At 49.9% G+C, this 15,859-nt stretch carries 15 protein-coding genes; 6 read left to right on the forward strand and 9 right to left on the reverse strand.

Annotation, left to right across the window (positions count from 1 at the left end; translation table 11 throughout):
• Window positions 1-615: 615 nt before the first annotated feature.
• From rpsI to nifU, 8 genes are all read right to left on the reverse strand, one after another.
• A complete protein-coding gene (gene rpsI / locus B2118_RS05265) occupies window positions 616-1,011 on the reverse strand; it encodes a 30S ribosomal protein S9 (RefSeq protein ID WP_428053852.1) in 396 nt (131 codons plus the stop codon).
• A 15-nt stretch (window positions 1,012-1,026) separates the two neighbouring features.
• Window positions 1,027-1,452, reverse strand: coding sequence for a 50S ribosomal protein L13 (gene rplM / locus B2118_RS05270; protein ID WP_428053854.1), 426 nt, complete (start codon window positions 1,450-1,452; stop codon window positions 1,027-1,029).
• Between the two features lie 114 nt (window positions 1,453-1,566).
• Entirely contained in the window at window positions 1,567-2,547 is a 981-nt protein-coding gene (gene dusB / locus B2118_RS05275; RefSeq protein ID WP_428053856.1) for a tRNA dihydrouridine synthase DusB, read from the reverse strand.
• Window positions 2,544-4,037, reverse strand: coding sequence for a bifunctional metallophosphatase/5'-nucleotidase (locus B2118_RS05280; protein ID WP_428053858.1), 1,494 nt, complete (start codon window positions 4,035-4,037; stop codon window positions 2,544-2,546). Before B2118_RS05280 ends, dusB begins: the two co-directional genes overlap by 4 nt.
• Window position 4,038: 1 nt before the next feature.
• Window positions 4,039-5,505, reverse strand: a complete 1,467-nt coding sequence (locus tag B2118_RS05285) for a bifunctional metallophosphatase/5'-nucleotidase (protein ID WP_428053860.1) — start codon at window positions 5,503-5,505, stop codon at window positions 4,039-4,041.
• 66 nt (window positions 5,506-5,571) lie between these two features.
• Complete coding sequence (locus tag B2118_RS05290) at window positions 5,572-7,014, reverse strand: bifunctional metallophosphatase/5'-nucleotidase (protein WP_428053862.1); 1,443 nt, start codon at window positions 7,012-7,014, stop codon at window positions 5,572-5,574.
• Between the two features lie 50 nt (window positions 7,015-7,064).
• Window positions 7,065-8,234, reverse strand: coding sequence for a cysteine desulfurase NifS (gene nifS / locus B2118_RS05295; RefSeq protein ID WP_428053864.1), 1,170 nt, complete (start codon window positions 8,232-8,234; stop codon window positions 7,065-7,067).
• 1 nt (window position 8,235) lies between these two features.
• Entirely contained in the window at window positions 8,236-9,081 is an 846-nt protein-coding gene (gene nifU, locus B2118_RS05300) for a Fe-S cluster assembly protein NifU (protein WP_428053866.1), read from the reverse strand.
• 112 nt (window positions 9,082-9,193) lie between these two features.
• On the opposite strand from nifU, the gene B2118_RS05305 reads away from it, so the two are divergent.
• From B2118_RS05305 to B2118_RS05330, 6 genes are all read left to right on the forward strand, one after another.
• A complete protein-coding gene (locus B2118_RS05305; RefSeq protein ID WP_428053869.1) occupies window positions 9,194-10,024 on the forward strand; it encodes an NAD(+)/NADH kinase in 831 nt (276 codons plus the stop codon).
• Window positions 10,024-11,682, forward strand: coding sequence for a DNA repair protein RecN (gene recN / locus B2118_RS05310; protein WP_428053871.1), 1,659 nt, complete (start codon window positions 10,024-10,026; stop codon window positions 11,680-11,682). Before B2118_RS05305 ends, recN begins: the two co-directional genes overlap by 1 nt.
• Complete coding sequence (locus B2118_RS05315) at window positions 11,666-11,965, forward strand: hypothetical protein (RefSeq protein ID WP_428053873.1); 300 nt, start codon at window positions 11,666-11,668, stop codon at window positions 11,963-11,965. Before recN ends, B2118_RS05315 begins: the two co-directional genes overlap by 17 nt.
• Before the next feature lie 134 nt (window positions 11,966-12,099).
• Complete coding sequence (locus B2118_RS05320) at window positions 12,100-12,447, forward strand: hypothetical protein (RefSeq protein ID WP_428053875.1); 348 nt, start codon at window positions 12,100-12,102, stop codon at window positions 12,445-12,447.
• Between the two features lie 54 nt (window positions 12,448-12,501).
• Window positions 12,502-13,836, forward strand: a complete 1,335-nt coding sequence (locus B2118_RS05325; protein ID WP_428053877.1) for a hypothetical protein — start codon at window positions 12,502-12,504, stop codon at window positions 13,834-13,836.
• Window positions 13,836-14,939 carry a glycerate kinase family protein gene (locus B2118_RS05330; protein ID WP_428053879.1) on the forward strand — a complete coding sequence of 368 codons (1,104 nt, stop codon included), beginning with the start codon at window positions 13,836-13,838 and terminating at the stop codon, window positions 14,937-14,939. The genes B2118_RS05325 and B2118_RS05330 overlap by 1 nt, the downstream gene beginning before the upstream one ends.
• On the opposite strand, the gene B2118_RS05335 is transcribed toward B2118_RS05330, so the two are convergent.
• Window positions 14,934-15,392 (reverse strand): type IV pilin protein, encoded by a 459-nt coding sequence (locus B2118_RS05335; RefSeq protein ID WP_428053906.1) that lies wholly within the window; start codon window positions 15,390-15,392, stop codon window positions 14,934-14,936. The two genes, B2118_RS05330 and B2118_RS05335, sit on opposite strands and share 6 nt — an antisense overlap.
• Window positions 15,393-15,859 lie beyond the last annotated feature (467 nt).

Here is a 15,859-nt window from a genome sequence, read left to right on the forward strand (position 1 = left end):
ACGGCGGATACATCCGGGTACAACCACCGCAATTTATCAAAATTTTAACAAAAAAAAACGAAACAACCCCCTTTATGAATAACTGCTAAACAACAAACGACAGAACCCGTATAAAGACACTACGGGATGACGGCAAAAAGCAATACAGTAAGACTGTTATAAAATGGGGGCATTCTGAACTGGCGGCCTGCAAGGTGCGGCCCGCAGGGTTTTCAGCATCTACATCTTGGGTTGTGTTTGTTATTAAAAAGTCATACTGGAAGGTTTCTGTCCAGTATCCGTTGTTTTCCTTTTTTTATAACAACAGATCCTGGACTACGACTTTCCAGGATGACAACAACTACAATACAAAAGACCAACAACATAATCGGTAGATTCTGAAACAAGTTCAGAATGACCCCTTTTTTTCACAAAGTCGTCATCCCCGAATGTTTCTGTCGGGGATCTGTCGTTTTGGAAGAGAACAAGCGCGACAAAAACAGATTCCCGACGACTACACTTGGGGATGACAAAAAGAACAATCAAATAAGTCCGCCGCTTCTATACATAGAAAAACCCCCGTTCCAAAAGGAGCGGGGGGTTGTAAAACATTTCCTGCAAGTTTCCAGCCAACGATTAACGTTTGGAGAACTGGAAGCGTTTGCGGGCACCGGGCTGACCGGGTTTCTTTCTTTCCACCATACGCGGATCGCGCGTAAGGTAACCGGCCTTCTTAACGGTCTTTTTGAGATCTTCGCTGATCGCGGCAATAGAGCGCGCAATCGCGTGGCGCAAAGCGCCCGCCTGGGAGGACACGCCGCCGCCCACTACTTTGGCGGTAACGTCGTATTCTTTTTCCAGGTTGGTAACCACGAGCGGAGCCTTAACGGCGGCTTTGCAGCGGGCGTGGTTGCCGAAGTATTCATCCAAAGATTTGGCGTTTACGGTAATAACCCCTTTACCCTTCAAAAGTTCAACTTGGGCGACGGAGGTTTTTCTTCTTCCGGTTTTGAGTTCTTTCGTATTGTTCATAAATTTCTATCCCTCTTATTTACCAAAGCGTTCGGTGAAAGCGTGTTCTTCGCCAGCAAACAAGCGCAAGCGTTTCATTCTGGGCGCACGAAGTTTGTTTTCGTCCAACATTCTTTTAACGGCCAGTTCCAATACTCTGGTGGGGTTGTTTTCCAACACTCTTTTGACCGGGGTTTCTTTGCCACCCTTGGCATAGCCAGAGTGAGAGAAGTAAACCTTTTGTTCCAGTTTTTTACCGGTCAATTTGATTTTGCCGGCATTGGTAACGACGACGAAGTCGCCGCAGTCCATATTGGGCGTATAGGTCTTTTTGTGTTTGCCCATAAGCAAGACGGCAATTTGGGTAGCCAATCTGCCCAGGGTTTGGCCCGTGGCGTCAATGTGATGCCATTTGCGGGTGGTTTCCACTTCCTTTACGGAAGGCAAAAAAGTTTTTGTCATAATTTTGTTTCTACCTTTTGTAATTAATGCGCAGCGGAGTGGTTGGCCGCTGTCTTAATGACTCGTGGTTTCCTATATATTATATCAAAATGTACAAGATTTTACGGGATTTTTTTACGCGTGTAAACGCGCCAAGGTTTCCGCGAATAATTTTTCAATCTCCGCCAAGGTATCCAGCCGCACAAAAAGGCCGCGCATTTCCGAGGCGTTAGGGAAATCCTTTATCCAATATCCGGCGGTTTTGCGGCTGCGGTTTACGCCAATACGCTCGCCGTAATAAGACACATTTTCGCGGATGAGGTCCAAATAAATTTCCAGCCGCCTTTCAGGCGACTTGCTGACAGGCTCTTTGCCCTCAAAAGCGTTAATAATATCCTTAAAAATAAACGGGTTGCCAATGGCTCCGCGCCCAATCATTACGCCCGCGCACCCGGTTTCCAAAAACTTCCGCGCCGTGTCGGCTTCCATCACGCCGCCGTTGCCGATAACCGGGATTTTAACCGCCGCGCACGCTTCGGCCAATGCTTCTATATTAGGCGCCCCGCTGTGTACGTCCACCGCGGCCCGGGCGTGCAAGGTTACCGCCGCACAGCCACAATCTTCGGCCAGTTTAGCGAGCCGCGCACCCAAGAGTTCCTTATGCGTTAGCGCAATGCGCGTTTTAAGCGTTACCGGGATTTTTACGCTCTTTACAGCGGCTTCCAACAAACGGCCCAGTTTGGCTTCGTCCTTCATTAGCACGCACCCCGCACCCGCCTTGTTAATTTTTTTGACGGGGCAGCCCGCGTTCAAATCCACAATATCGGCCCCACGGGCTTCGGCATTTTTGGCGGCCTCTGCAATGGTGGCTTCGTCCGAGCCGAAAATTTGCATAGAAACCGGGTGCTCCTTGGGGTTGACCTGCAACATCCGGCCGCTCTTTTCGTTGCCGTAGTGCAAGGCGTGGGCGGATACCATTTCCGCGCACACAAGCCCCGCTCCGCCCTTTAAGCACAACACGCGGAAGGGCGAGTCCGTAATGCCCGCCATAGGGGCCAAAACCAAGTTATTTGGGGCGGTAAAGGAGCCGATTTTTAAGGGATGAATTAAATTCATTTTACTTTCTTCCAGCGGCCTAACTTGGGCAATTCCACCGTTTTCTGGCGGGCTAAGCAGGTGCGCATAATTTGGCGCGCTTCCACAAAGGTATTTTTAAATTCCAGCGAATCAATAAATCCGTCGTGCCCGAAGCCGCCCGCCAACACGTGGTCCGTAACGGCAAAGCGGTAAGTCTCGCGAGGGGTAATGGCACGCCCGTTTTTTTCAAGCACTACCTGGCGAATTTTTTTGCCTTCCGGCGTAACCGCGTAAGACACGGTAAACCCCGCTACTTGCGGAAAATTATCCTTGGCGTTTAACGAGGCTTCCAACGCCTTTAAAAAGGCCGCGCCCTTAATGGTAATAAAAGTAATGTTATCCCCATACGGGTATGTTTTATACAAATCGTATTCCGACAGGCGGCCCTCAGGCAGCGCGCTACGGATAGAGTCCGAATTGATAATCGCGCCGTCCAGTTTGGACCATTTGTATAAGCATTGCGTGAGCAAATCGCCCAGCGGAGATTCTGCCGTTAAGGAGGTAGCCACCGCCTGCGGCAAATCGGCTACGCGGGCGTTCATTTTTTTGCGGGTTTCCGCGCGCAAGGCGGCCGCACGGGCAGCGATTTCTGCATCCTCGCCAAACTCGTCTTTAAATAAGGGAATATCCTCAAACTCCACATCGCGCAGTTGCTTATTTTTATCAAACAACAAGCGGATGTGCCCGATACTATCCAATTTGGAGCCGGGATAAACGATAAAGGTATTATTAACGGTATCGGTTTCGGCGTTTTCGCGGTCTTTATTGGCGCTTAAAATCAGGTCCAAATGTTCCACTTCTCCGGCCAAGGAAGCATCACTGATACCGTCCTTTTGCTCCTCGCCAAGCGCGCTTAACACAATAATAAAATCTACGCCCTTTTCCCTAAGCAAGGAAGTCATATCCTTGGCTACTTGCACCGGGTCCTGCGCAGATAAGCCCAGCAGGCGGCCTTTATTTTTATTAATAGCCTGCGGGTCAATCAAACCAAAAATACCGATTTTAATGCCGTTCACCGTACGGATTTGGTAATCGTGCAGCGGCCACGGGATTTTGCCCTCCAACTGTAAGTTGGAAACAATAAAGGGATAAGGCAACTCGCGCACGGTATTGCGCAAGGACGGCCAGCCGTAAACCAAATCTTTATCGCTAATGGAACCCGCCGTATAAGGAAGCGTTTTGGTCAGTTCGGCCACATAGGCGCCCTTGGTCAAGTTGCCCTCCGGCGCGGAGCCGAACCAGTTTCCGCCGTCAAACAACAGATATGGGGTTGGGCGGGTTTGCAAGAAATTTTTAAGTACCGCATATCCGCCCGCTTCTTTATTTTCAAAGCGCGGCTCCATACGGGACCAATAAAACCCCTGCACATCGGCGGTATAATAAATATCCACCGGGTGCAGTTCTTCGTGCAGGCAGCCGCCTAATAAGGCGGCCGCCAATAAAATAAACAGAATAGACTTTACGCGCATATCAGCGTTTGATAATTCTCCCGGTTTCGGGTGCGGTTACCGGGCCCTTTTTAAGGGCTTCTTCCATTAAGTCGCGGATGGTTTTATCCCCGGCCAATTTTTTGTTTTCCGCCGGGATTTGCTTAAACATCCACCCTTCGCTTCCGCCGCCCGCAATATAGGAATTGGTAACCAATGTATATTTTTTATGGTTTTCCACGGGTTTGCCGTTTACAAACAGTTTAAGGTCTTTTACTTTTCCTTTTTTGGTTTGCTTATAGGTAATCGTCAAGCCGGAATACGTATATAAACTGCGCGGGGCAAAACCCTTCTTTACAAATTTCTTTAAGAATTTTCCGTTCACCGTTACCAAAGTAACCGTGTTGTCAAACGGGTGAATTTCAATCAAATCGCGTTTGGTTACTTCACCTTTTTTAAGATCCACGCGCGTGCCGCCGTTGTTATGTACGGCAATTTCCGCGCCGGCATAATTGCGAAGCAAATCGGCAATCCAGTCGTTAAGCGGGGAGTCCTGGCGGTCCTTTGCTACCGGGAGTTTAGATAAGGTTTCCTTGGCCTCGCCGACGACTTCGTCCACGCCGGGTTCGCGCAAGGAATCCACATATTCCTTCATCGCTTTGTCTTCGCCGGTTTGGGCTACGATAAGCGGGATAAGTTCGGATTTAGCAGACACCACCTTGCCCGTTTTGTCATCCGTTTCCACAGTAATGCGGCTTACGTTGCTTAAATAGCAGCCGCTTTCCACAAACAAGGTGCCGTTTACGTATTTGTTTTGCAAAATGTTGTGTGCGTGTCCGCCCAACACAACTTGCACGCGGCCTTCAAAGCGTTTGGCAATTTCACCCACATAAGAGCCTACGCCGTGCTTTTCGTCCTTAAACGAATCGTGCACGATAACCACCACAAAATTGGGGTGCTTGGCTTCCACCTCGTTTAACGCTTTTTCCAACGCGTCAAACGGTTTGCCATACGAATAAGACTTAGCCGGATTCGTAGGCGTGCGGTTGGCAAGCCCGATGACGGCTACTTTAACGCCGTTTACATCAAAAATTTTATAGGGCTGTACGGAAGCCGGATATTTGCCCGTGGCTTTATCAAAAAAGTTAGCGGCCAAAATGGCAAATTGGGCGTTTGCCAAAATGGGGGCGACGGCGGCGTCTTTAAAGTCAAACTCGTGGTTGCCGATGGTGGCGGCGTCGTAACCCATACGGTTCATAATCTGCACGGCCTTTAAGCCTTTGGAATTGCGGGTTTCCACGGTACCGTTGGAAAAGTCCCCGCTGTCCAACAATAAATAATTTTGCGGACCTTTTTTAAGTACGGCTTCCAGCGCGGCAAAACCGCCCTGCCCGTTACGCGGGAAGAAAAAACCGTGTACGTCGCTGGTGTGGTAAATCGTCGTCGTTTTAGCCATTAAGGCCAGCGGCAATAAAAGCGCCGCAAACAGCAAAAGCCAAGTCTTTTTCATTGAAATTCTCCTTAAAAGCAGATAATTTATCCTAACAAAAACGCCGGGGCGTGTTCAAGTTGCCTATTATTTTTGCTGATAGGTAATCCGCCCGGCTTCGGGCACGAATAACTCGCCGGACGACAACGCCTGCTCAATTAATTGGCTGACCTTGTGCGTGCCTACTTGTTTTTGGGGCAGTCCGTCAAACGCTTCCTGCCGGGCAATATAAGAGTTCGTGCCCACGCGGTAGATTTTGCGGTTTTCCAGCGGCTGGCCGTTCACTTTAATCTGCAAATTTTTTACGCGGTTGTGGCCGATTTTATCAAAGAACACCGTTACGCCGGAATAAGTATATTTGTTCCACGGCAAAAGCCCGGACTTGATAAACTTTTTAAGTTTATAGCCCGGCACTTCCATAGATACCATTACGTCGTTAAAGGGAAATAAATCAATCAGTTTGCGGTGCGTCAGCGAACCCGGCATTAAATCTACCCGCGTACCGCCCGTGTTGTGGATAAAAATTTCCGTCTGGGCAAATTTCCGCCCCTCGTCCGCCAGCCAATCGTCCAGTTCGCCGTCCAAGGTGTTCGGAATATGGGGCTTTTTGGAAAGGTGCTTGGTAATCACCGCCACCTCTTTATCAATACCCGGTTCCCGCAAACTTTCGGCTAATTTGGCAATGGCTTTATCTTGCCCGACGTCGTCCACCTTTAACGGAATTAATTCCGCTTGGGCAGATAAAAATTCGCCCGTTTCGTCGTCTATGTCCACCGTTATTTTGGAAACCGCTTCCAAGTGCGAGCCGCTTTCCACATATAAAGTGCTTCCCAGCCGTTCGTTTACAATTTTATGCGCGTGCCCGCCAAGCACCAACTGCACGCGCCCTTCAAACCGCTCGGCAATTTGCCCCATATACGACAATACGCCGTGCTGGTAATCCACAAACGAATCGTGCGCAATTACCACTACTACGGAAGGGTTTTCTGCCTCTACCTTTTGCAAGGCTGTTTCCAAAGCCGCCAGCGGTTTAATAAAGGTATATTTTTGCGTAGGCTGAGTGGGGTGGTTGTTGGCAAGGCCGATAACGGCAACTTTGACTCCGCCTACCTTAAATATTTGCGCCTCTTTCACGCCCGCAGGCAAAAGGCCCGTATCTTTTTCGCGCAGGTTAGCGGCCAAAAGAGGGAATTTAGCCTCTTTGATTAATTCCGCCAAGCCCGCGTCCTTAAAGTCAAACTCGTGGTTGCCTACGGTGGAAGCATTATACCCCACCGCGTTCATCAGGTCCACGGCCTTGGCCCCGCGGGAGAATTTGGTTTCCGCCGTACCGTTGGCAAAGTCCCCGCTGTCTAACAGCAGATACGGGTTTTCTTCGTGGTTTAAAACATTTTTTAAGGCAGCAAAACCGCCTACTTTATTTTGCGGATAAAAAAATCCGTGGGTATCGCTTGTATGAAAGATAACTAATGTTTTGGCGGAAAGGAAAACAGGGAGTAAAACAAAAAGCAACAACAGTAATTTTTTCATAATCGTTCACCCCATATAAAAGAACTGCGCCCGGAATGGGCGCAGTTTAATTAAGCGGCAAAGCGCGAAAACGGCGAAATTTTACGCAACCGTTCAATAATCGGCGGCAACTCTTTGAGCACCAGGTTAATATCGTCCTCGGTCGTTTGGTCAGAAAGCGAAAAACGAATAGACCCGTGCGCAAACTGGAACGGCACGCCCATCGCGCGCAACACGTGTGACGGCTCCAACGAGCCCGACGTGCAGGCCGAACCCGACGAGGCGCAAACGCCAAAATCATTGAGGTACATCAAAATAGATTCGCCTTCAATGTAGCCAAAACTGACGTTCGTAGTATTCGGCACGCGGTGTTCCGGGTCGCCGTTTACCTTTACGTCCGGGATAGTGGCTAAAATGCCTTTTTCCAATTTGTCGCGCAAGGCGGCAATTTTGGCAGGCACGCCGTCCGCAAAGCGTTTTTGAGCCAACTCAGCGGCCTTGGCAATGCCCACAATGTACGGCACGTTTTCCGTACCGGCGCGGCGTTGTTTTTCCTGATGTCCGCCCATTAAATAGGGCAGAAAACGGGTGCCGCGGCGCACATACAATACGCCAATGCCCTTGGGCCCGTGGAATTTGTGCCCGGACAAGGACAGCATATCTACGCCCAATTCCTGTACATTGACCGGAATTTTGCCCACCGCCTGTACAGCGTCCGTGTGCATAAGAGCCCCGTGCGCGTGCGCGATTTGGGCGATTTCCTTAATCGGGAAAATGGTTCCCGTTTCGCTGTTGGCAAACATTACGGAAACGATAGCGGTATCCGCATCAATGGCCTTTTTAAATTGGTCCATATTAAAGCGACCAAATTCATCTACGCCGATGTAATCCACGCGGTAGCCCTGGGCTTCCAAATAGCGGCACGGCTCCATAATGGCCGGGTGTTCCACCGCAGAGGTGATAATGTGCTTCTTTTCCGGCTGGGTGCGCACCGCGGAAAAAATAGCGGTGTTGTCGCTTTCCGTAGCGCAGGACGTAAAAATAATTTCGTCCGCATACGCGGCGCCCAAAAAGTCGGCCATTTGCTTGCGGGCCGCATCAATCACGTGGCGGTTGTTGCCGCCAAAGGTGTGCATACTGGACGCGTTGCCGTACTTTTCGCTGAAATACGGAAGCATCGCTTCCACCACTTCGGGCGCGCATTGGGTGGTGGCGTTGTTATCCAAATAAATCACTTTCATATTAGGCCTGCTCCACCGTCAAGGACGGGTCCACTTTTTCTTGGAGGGCTTTTTCAATCACGTGTTTAAGCGTGCCCGCCGCTCCGGCGCAACCGCTGCACATACCCACCAAGCGAACCTTTACCACGGTACCATTTAAGTCCACCAGTTCCGCGGAACCGCCATCCATATTCAGCATCGGGCGGACGTCGCTTTCTAACACTTGTTCAATTTTTCTGATTTTTTCCACAAGCGTCATTTGCGCAAAGGTCTTGGGCGCATTAGCCACGGCTTCGGCCCCGTTTACTTTATCCAAAATCTTCTGGATTTCTCCTTTGCAGCGCCCACAGCCGCCGCCCGCTTTGGTAAAGTGGGTTACGTCTTCCACCGTTTTTAAGTGGTTGGCGCGGATAGCCTTAATAATCGTTTCTTCCGACACGTTAAAACAATGGCAGACAATCTTTTCCGCCTGTTGTTCAAACACCACGGCTTTGCCGCCTTCGCGGTAACTCTTTACTGCGGCTTCCAAGGCTTCCATACCCATTACTGAGCAGTGCATTTTTTCAGCCGGCAAGGTGCCCAAGGCGTCGGCAATATCCTGGTTGGTGATTTTGGACGCTTCGGCAATCGTTTTGCCCTTGACCATTTCCGTCAAAATAGAAGAGGACGCAATCGCGCTGGCGCAGCCGAAGGTTTCAAACTTGGCGTCTTCAATTACATCCGTATCTTTATTGACTTTAATCGTCAATTTAAGGGCGTCCCCGCACACCAGGCTGCCGACTTGGCCCGTGCCGTCGGCGTTGGGAATGGCTCCCACGTTGCGCGGATTTTTAAAATGATCCATTACTTTTTCCGTATAGTCCCACATAGTAGGCCCCCCTTTCTTTTACCTTATATGTATATTATATCATTTTGGTCTAGTGGGGCCTGTGCGCGGCGGGGCTAAAAAGGGTTATTTGTTTTTTGCTAAAATAAGAGTAATGAAATTCCACTGCGCAGCCGTTTTTTACAATACCCGCAAAACCGCCGTCGCGCCCCTAGCGCAGGAGGTGCGGAATTATTTGGCCCAAAACGGACTCACCGTGCGCGTGATTACATCGCTTGATGAACTGGCAAATGCGCCCACGGATTTACTCGTCAGTATGGGCGGCGACGGCACAATGCTTTGCTGTGCCCGCGCCGCCGCACCGCTGAATATCCCGATTTTTGGCATTAACTGCGGGACCTTGGGCTTTTTGGCCTCGTGCGAAAAAAACGGTTTTAAAACTTCGCTGCAACAAGTATTGGACGGTAACTGCACCTTAAACGAACGCTTTATGCTGCAAGTCCGCCTGCTAACTGCGGACGGAAAAACGCAGGATTTTTTGGCGTTTAACGACTGCGTTTTGCGCGCCGCCGAACCGCGCTCCTTTCTGACCGAAGCCGCCTTTAATGGGACTGCAATTCCCTCTTATTTTGGCGACGGGGTTATTGTTTCCACGCCTACGGGCTCTACGGCGTATTCATTGGCGGCGGGCGGCCCCATTATTGAGCCCGAGGTAGATGTACTTTTGGTTACGCCCATTTGCCCGCATACCCTTAACCAGCGGCCGCTTATTCTGCCCGGCAACGCCACGCTCACGCTTACGCCCACCTTTAAACAGGAAACGGGCCGCGCCTTGGCCAGCATTGACGGCCAAATCAATTTATCCTTGCCGCCCGGCGCCAAGTTGGAAATTACCCGCGGGCCGGTGCGGGCTAAACTGCTGTGTCCAAAGGAACGTGGATTTTTTTCTATTTTAAACCGTAAACTCAACTGGGGGAACCGCTAATGCTCTCGCGTCTGCGCGTACAAAATTTTGCTATCATTTCCGATTTAACACTGGACTTTGCACCCGGCTTAAACGTCTTTTCCGGCGAAACCGGGGCAGGTAAGTCTATCGTTATTGAAGCCTTGGGTTTTGCATTAGGGGCGCGCGGGGACGTGTCCGGCATCAAAGACGGGGCTGACAAAATGTGCGTTACCGCCACCTTTTCAAGCGATATGCTACCGGACGATTTACGCAAGGAATTTCAAATTGCGGGCGACGTGTTTACCTTAAAGCGCGAACTGGATAAAAAGGGCAAAAATAAAGCCTGGGCAGACGGCCGCGCGGTAACGGTTTCCGCACTTGCCAAATTGGGGCGCGCGCTTGTGGATTTCCACGGTCAGCACGAGCACCAAAGTTTGCTTCATCCGTCCGTGCATTTACTGCTATTGGACAAATTTGCCAAGCACGATACGCTTGTCAAACAAGTAGAAGACTCCTACCGCCAAGTACAGGCCGTACAGGCCAAGTTGGACTCCGCCCGTTTAAGCGCGCAGGAAAAGGAGCAACTCTTGGATATGAGTCGCTACCAATTAAAGGAAATTGAGGACGTAAACCCCTCGGCGGAAGAAGATTACCAATTAGAGCAAACCCTGCCCAAAATGAAGCACGCCGGGCGCCTTTTAGAAATGGCAAGCGAAGCCTACAACGAACTTTACGCGGCGGAGGATTCCGCCACCGCCCGCGCGGGCAAGGCCGCGCGCGAACTGGAAAGTATGGCGGAGTTGGACGAAAATTTAGCCGCCTTGGCCAAGGATTTAAACAGCGCGCTCGTAACCTTGGAGGACGTGGCCGACACCTTGGGCTCCTATAAAGACGACATCAATTTGGAACCTGACGCCTTAGACAAAATGCTGGACCGCCACGAAAAAATCAAACGCTTAAAGGCCAAATACGGTCCGGAAATCGGCGACGTATTAAAAACCGCGGATGAACTGCGCGAGCGCATTAACAATTTGCAAAATTCCGCCGAACACGAGCAGGAACTTTTGGCGGAACTGGAAAAGGGCAAAAAGGCCTTACTCAAATTAGCCTCCGCCTTGCACGAAAAACGCTTTGCGGCGGCACAAAAATTATCCGCCCTGCTGACCGAACAAATCCGTCCGCTTGGATTTAACGCGGTGCGCTTTTCCGCCGCCGTGGAAATGGATGAGGAAAATGTCGGGCCGACGGGTGCGGATAAGGTGGAATTTTTATTTTCACCCAACCCCGGCCAAGCCTTGCGCCCGCTAAAAAATATTGCTTCCGGCGGGGAAATTTCCCGCGTGATGTTGGGGCTTAAAACCGTTTTGGCGCCTACCGTGCCCGTAATGGTGTTTGACGAAGTAGATGCGGGTATCGGCGGGGAGACGGGCTGGCTGGTGGGTGAAAAATTGCACCAAGCCGCCCAAGGCCGCCAAGTGCTCTGCGTAACACACCTGGCGCAAGTGGCCGCGCAGGCGGACCACAATTTCCACGTTACCAAAAAAGCGGACAAAAATTCCACCGAGGTAACCATTTCCCCCTTGCAAGGCGAAACGCTTACCACGGAAATCGCTCGTATGCTGGGCGGAAACGCGGATAAAAATTCTGCCGCTTTCTCACACGCGGAGGAGTTACTGAAAAATGCAAAACGCCTTTAAAAAAATCACCCCATATCTGCCACACAACTGGTTGGAATTAAGCGGCTTGCGGCGGTTTTTTACATTTCTTTTCTATTTGACCTTGGCTATCGGCGTATATGCGGCTGTATGTTGGGCAGGCACCTTTTTTATGTCCGCCAATGATTTGGCCGCCGCGTCCGCGCTGGTGCGCCGCCTGTATGGGCTGGCCGCGCTGCAAGCCGTGCTCGCGTGTGCGGGTATGCGCTTTTTTATCTTGGGCTTACAGGTGTTGGACGCTTGCCAAAAGGCCCTTATTAAATAGTCTCATTTTCCCCCTTGCGCCACGCCGCCCAAAAAGATAAATTAACGGGTAGAAGGAATATCGCCGGGAGCGTATTCTTTTGATACAATATATGTGTTGGGGGTAAATGTTCCCCGCATAAAAGGAGATACATTATGTCTAATTGCTGCAAATGTGCCAAATGGTTTCCGCACAACTGGCTGTGCTTAAAAGGCTTGTCCGTGTTGTTCCTGGTACTCTTTTATTTGGCGCTTGTTTATGCTGTTTTCCAAGCGTATGCTATCTTTACGCATCCGCAACTTTCCGGCAGCGAAATGTGGCTGGCCGCCGCGTTCTACGTCGCCAGCGATTTAGCCGCCGCCGTAGGCTTTTTGACCGTAGCCAAGGTGTTAAAAGTGCTGCGCAAAATCAAAAACGCCGTGGCTCCCTGCTGCTGCGCTCACGAAGAGCCGGCCGCCGAGGAAGAACACGCCGTAGAAGCCATGGAAGAAGAATCCAAATAACTTATCCGGCGGTGCGCCCAGGCGTACCGCCTTTTTTATTTTGAGCGAGGTTGTATGAAGAAAAGCGTATTTGCCGTTTTATGTTTATTTTGTCTGGCCTGCTTGGGGCAAGCCGAAACGATTAAAATGAAATCCGGGGAATTTATCAGCGGGTCCATTTTATCCCAAACCGAATATACGCTCAATTTGGCTACCTCGTTCGGCACCATTACCTTAAACCAGCGCGAAATTGAACAAATCCTGCCCGACAAGCACCGCATTATTTTAAAGGGCGGTACGCAGTTAGTGGGCGTAATTTTGGATTTGGACGAATTTAACTTAAGATTACAAACCGACGACGGTGCCACCGTAAACGTGGATATGCCGCAAATCGTATCTATTGAAGCCTACGATTACGACCGCGGGCAAAACGCACAAAAAGAATTTGTAGAAAAAACGCAGGAAGCCCAGCAGGCCCAAGAAGAAGCCAAGCAAGCGGCCGCCGCCAAAGGCGCCGCCCCCGTGGTGGAAGCCGCCGGAGGCCTGACGTTTGACTCCGATATTGACCAAGTGTTTGCCGCGCAAAAGGCCACCGTGGTAAACGGTTCCGTCGTTACGCCCTCCGCCACCGTGGTGGAAACCGCACCCAAGCCGATGACGGACGAGGAAGCCTTTGTAAAAGGCGTAAAAACGGGAACCGTCAGCCAGCAGGATTACGCCAAAGCGGCCAAAGATGAATTAAACAAAAAGAAAACGGTTCAGCCGGTAAAAAAACCGACGGACAAACCTCGCGAAAAAGATTTCTCTAAATATTTTGCTATCCAAGCGGGCGCAATGCCGCTTGATTTAAATATAAGTGGAACCTTATCATTAGGAGATATTGGTTCTATTATTTTTGAAGAGCAAAATCTTGATGTAGGTGGAACTAGTGCCATTATATCTAGCAAGTTTTTATGGCGTATTAAAGAAACCAATCTGTGGGTCGGACCAACATTATCTGCTGCTAATATCAGCAACAGTAGTTATGCATATCAATATCAGGTCGGCAGTGAGCCAGTAAAAATATCAGCAACGAGCAGTGGTAACATCTTATCATTCGGGGTAGGAACAAATTACTATCTAAATCCAATCAATCGTATTATGTTTTATCTCACTGCTAGCGCTTCTTATGAAATGCTTACGTTTAATTATCGCGGAAGTATAAATACAGCATCCGACGAAATTCCTTTTAGAAACTCCATTAAATCCAACGGTTTTGCGGGCGGTGTAGGGTTAGGCGTGGAAACGTGGGTGGACGATATTATGCTTGGCCTGGAAGCGCGCCAAGTGTTTGCCCAGCGCAGCGGCGAACTCAAAAATTCCGCCTCGTCCAACACGGTGATTCAAGCACAATTTAGTTGGAAATTTTAATGAAGATTCTCGTTTTGCCTAATGCGTTTAAAGGCTCTTTAAGCGCAGTAAAGGCGGCGCAAGTATTGGCGCGCACCTTGCAAAAAAAACACGAGGTGTGTGCGCTCCCGGTATCGGACGGCGGGGACGGGTTTATAGATTTTTTTAAAACCTTGGACCCGCACGCCAAAACCATTTCACTAACCGCCAAAAACGCTTTCCTAAAAAATAAAAAAACATCTTTTTTGTTGCTTTCTGACGGCAAAACCGCCGTGGTGGAAACCGCGCGCGTATGCGGTCTGGGAAGCGCTAAAAAAGAGGATCTGAACCCGTTGGGGGCGTCCTCCTTCGGCGTGGGACAAGCATTAGTAAAGGCCGCCCGACTGGGGGCTAAAACCATTTATGTAGGGCTTGGCGGCGTGGCCTGCAACGACGGCGGCGCAGGGATGGCGGTGGCCTGCGGGGCCAAACTATATGATAAAAACGGAGCGGAACTCCCGTTAGGAGCCGAACCACTTTTGCGTATCAAACGCGTAGATTTATCCGCCTTGCGAAAAAATTTTGCAGGCGTAAAAATATACGGCGTAGCGGACGTAACCAACCCTTTGTTGGGCCCCAAAAGTTCGGCCAAGGTTTTCGGCCCGCAAAAAGGCGCCTCGCCCGAACAAGTCAAACTGTTGGACAAAGCAATGTCCGCCTGGGCCAAGGCACTTACCTTGGCGGGTGAAAAAAATCCCGCCCGCGCCACCAGTACCGCGGCTGCCGGAGCCATTGCGGCCGGACTGTATAGTTGCTTTGGCGCGCAACTGATTTTGGGCTCGGATTTTCTTTTCAAAAAAGCGGGGCTAGAAAAATATTTTCCGTGGGCGGACCTGGTAATTACGACCGAAGGGAAATTGGACAAACAAACCTTTTACGGCAAAGCCCCCTTGGCAGTACTCCAACTGGCACGCAAATATAAAAAGCCCGTTTTGTTTATCTGCGGGAAACTGGACGAAAAAGCGCTCGTCCGCCAACAATTCGCCCCCCAACAAATAGCGGTGCTGACCGACTTCGCCCCGGACGAAACCAACGCGCAACAGCACACGGAAAAATATTTAAAACAAATTGCCAACACCTTATAAATTAAGGCTCTTGCATAAGGCAATGCCTTCATCCGTTTTCCCCGTACACTCAATTTGGTTTGGCTTGGAAGAGTGTTCAAAATAAACGGATAATTCGGCAATCCCTTTCGGCGGCCAACCACTCTCAAAAATATCATAATATATTTTGACTTGATGGGCAGAAGCGGGGCCAACAGATCCTACAATATTATCAAAAATCGTGTTTTTGCACGACAGTAAACTGGTATCAGAATTATTTATACCACAACCACTTTTAGAATAATCAATATCTAATGAATACAAATCCGCAGCATAGGTTCCGTTGGCTAAATAATAAACTTCCTGCGCCTTGCGGATATTAAACGCAATTTGCAGGGCATTTGTCAGGCGCGTTTTATGCACGGCCCGCTGGTATTGCGGCAGGGCGACACTCGCCAAAATGCCAATAATGAGGACAACGACTAAAAGTTCTATGAGGGTAAAGCCACGGCGAACAACCCAAGATGTAGATCCTGAAACCCTGCGGGCCGCCCGTTTAGGATGACCTTCTTTTTTTCATATAGTCGTCATCCCATAGTGTTGTTATACGGGATCTGTCGTTGCCGTTGTAGTTGTCATCCCGGACGTGGATCCGGGATCCAGTCTGTTTATTAGAAAAAATCCTCATTTTATTTCTGGATTCCAGGTTCCCGCTCGTATGCGGGCCCTGGAATGACAAAATAGAGGTGTTTGCCGTACGGCCACCCCACCCAGACGTCATTCCGTAAGGTTTCTGTACGGAATCTCGCCGTTTCGCAACGACAGATCCCCGACTACGACCTTCGGGAATGACAACTAAAAGGAAAAAGTCGTTATAAAAAAAAGGTCATCCTGAACTTGTTTCAGGATCTACCGTACGGGTTGTTTGTCGTTGTCGTTTCGTCGTTTATTTTAAAGGGGTT

Source organism: Candidatus Avelusimicrobium stercoris (assembly GCF_002437085.1).
Taxonomy (GTDB): Bacteria; Elusimicrobiota; Elusimicrobia; order Elusimicrobiales; family Elusimicrobiaceae; genus Avelusimicrobium; species Avelusimicrobium stercoris.

Excerpts from the sequence above, each read along its gene's own strand:
- rpsI (WP_428053852.1), bottom strand. The coding sequence starts at position 1,011 with ATGAACAATACGAAAGAACTCAAAACCGGAAGAAGAAAAACCTCCGTC.
- nifU (WP_428053866.1), bottom strand. The coding sequence starts at position 9,081 with ATGTGGGACTATACGGAAAAAGTAATGGATCATTTTAAAAATCCGCGC.
- dusB (WP_428053856.1), bottom strand. The coding sequence starts at position 2,547 with ATGAATTTAATTCATCCCTTAAAAATCGGCTCCTTTACCGCCCCAAAT.
- B2118_RS05305 (WP_428053869.1), top strand. The coding sequence starts at position 9,194 with ATGAAATTCCACTGCGCAGCCGTTTTTTACAATACCCGCAAAACCGCC.
- B2118_RS05330 (WP_428053879.1), top strand. The coding sequence starts at position 13,836 with ATGAAGATTCTCGTTTTGCCTAATGCGTTTAAAGGCTCTTTAAGCGCA.
- rplM (WP_428053854.1), bottom strand. The coding sequence starts at position 1,452 with ATGACAAAAACTTTTTTGCCTTCCGTAAAGGAAGTGGAAACCACCCGC.
- B2118_RS05320 (WP_428053875.1), top strand. The coding sequence starts at position 12,100 with ATGTCTAATTGCTGCAAATGTGCCAAATGGTTTCCGCACAACTGGCTG.
- recN (WP_428053871.1), top strand. The coding sequence starts at position 10,024 with ATGCTCTCGCGTCTGCGCGTACAAAATTTTGCTATCATTTCCGATTTA.
- B2118_RS05290 (WP_428053862.1), bottom strand. The coding sequence starts at position 7,014 with ATGAAAAAATTACTGTTGTTGCTTTTTGTTTTACTCCCTGTTTTCCTT.
- B2118_RS05315 (WP_428053873.1), top strand. The coding sequence starts at position 11,666 with ATGCAAAACGCCTTTAAAAAAATCACCCCATATCTGCCACACAACTGG.
- B2118_RS05325 (WP_428053877.1), top strand. The coding sequence starts at position 12,502 with ATGAAGAAAAGCGTATTTGCCGTTTTATGTTTATTTTGTCTGGCCTGC.
- nifS (WP_428053864.1), bottom strand. The coding sequence starts at position 8,234 with ATGAAAGTGATTTATTTGGATAACAACGCCACCACCCAATGCGCGCCC.
- B2118_RS05280 (WP_428053858.1), bottom strand. The coding sequence starts at position 4,037 with ATGCGCGTAAAGTCTATTCTGTTTATTTTATTGGCGGCCGCCTTATTA.
- B2118_RS05285 (WP_428053860.1), bottom strand. The coding sequence starts at position 5,505 with ATGAAAAAGACTTGGCTTTTGCTGTTTGCGGCGCTTTTATTGCCGCTG.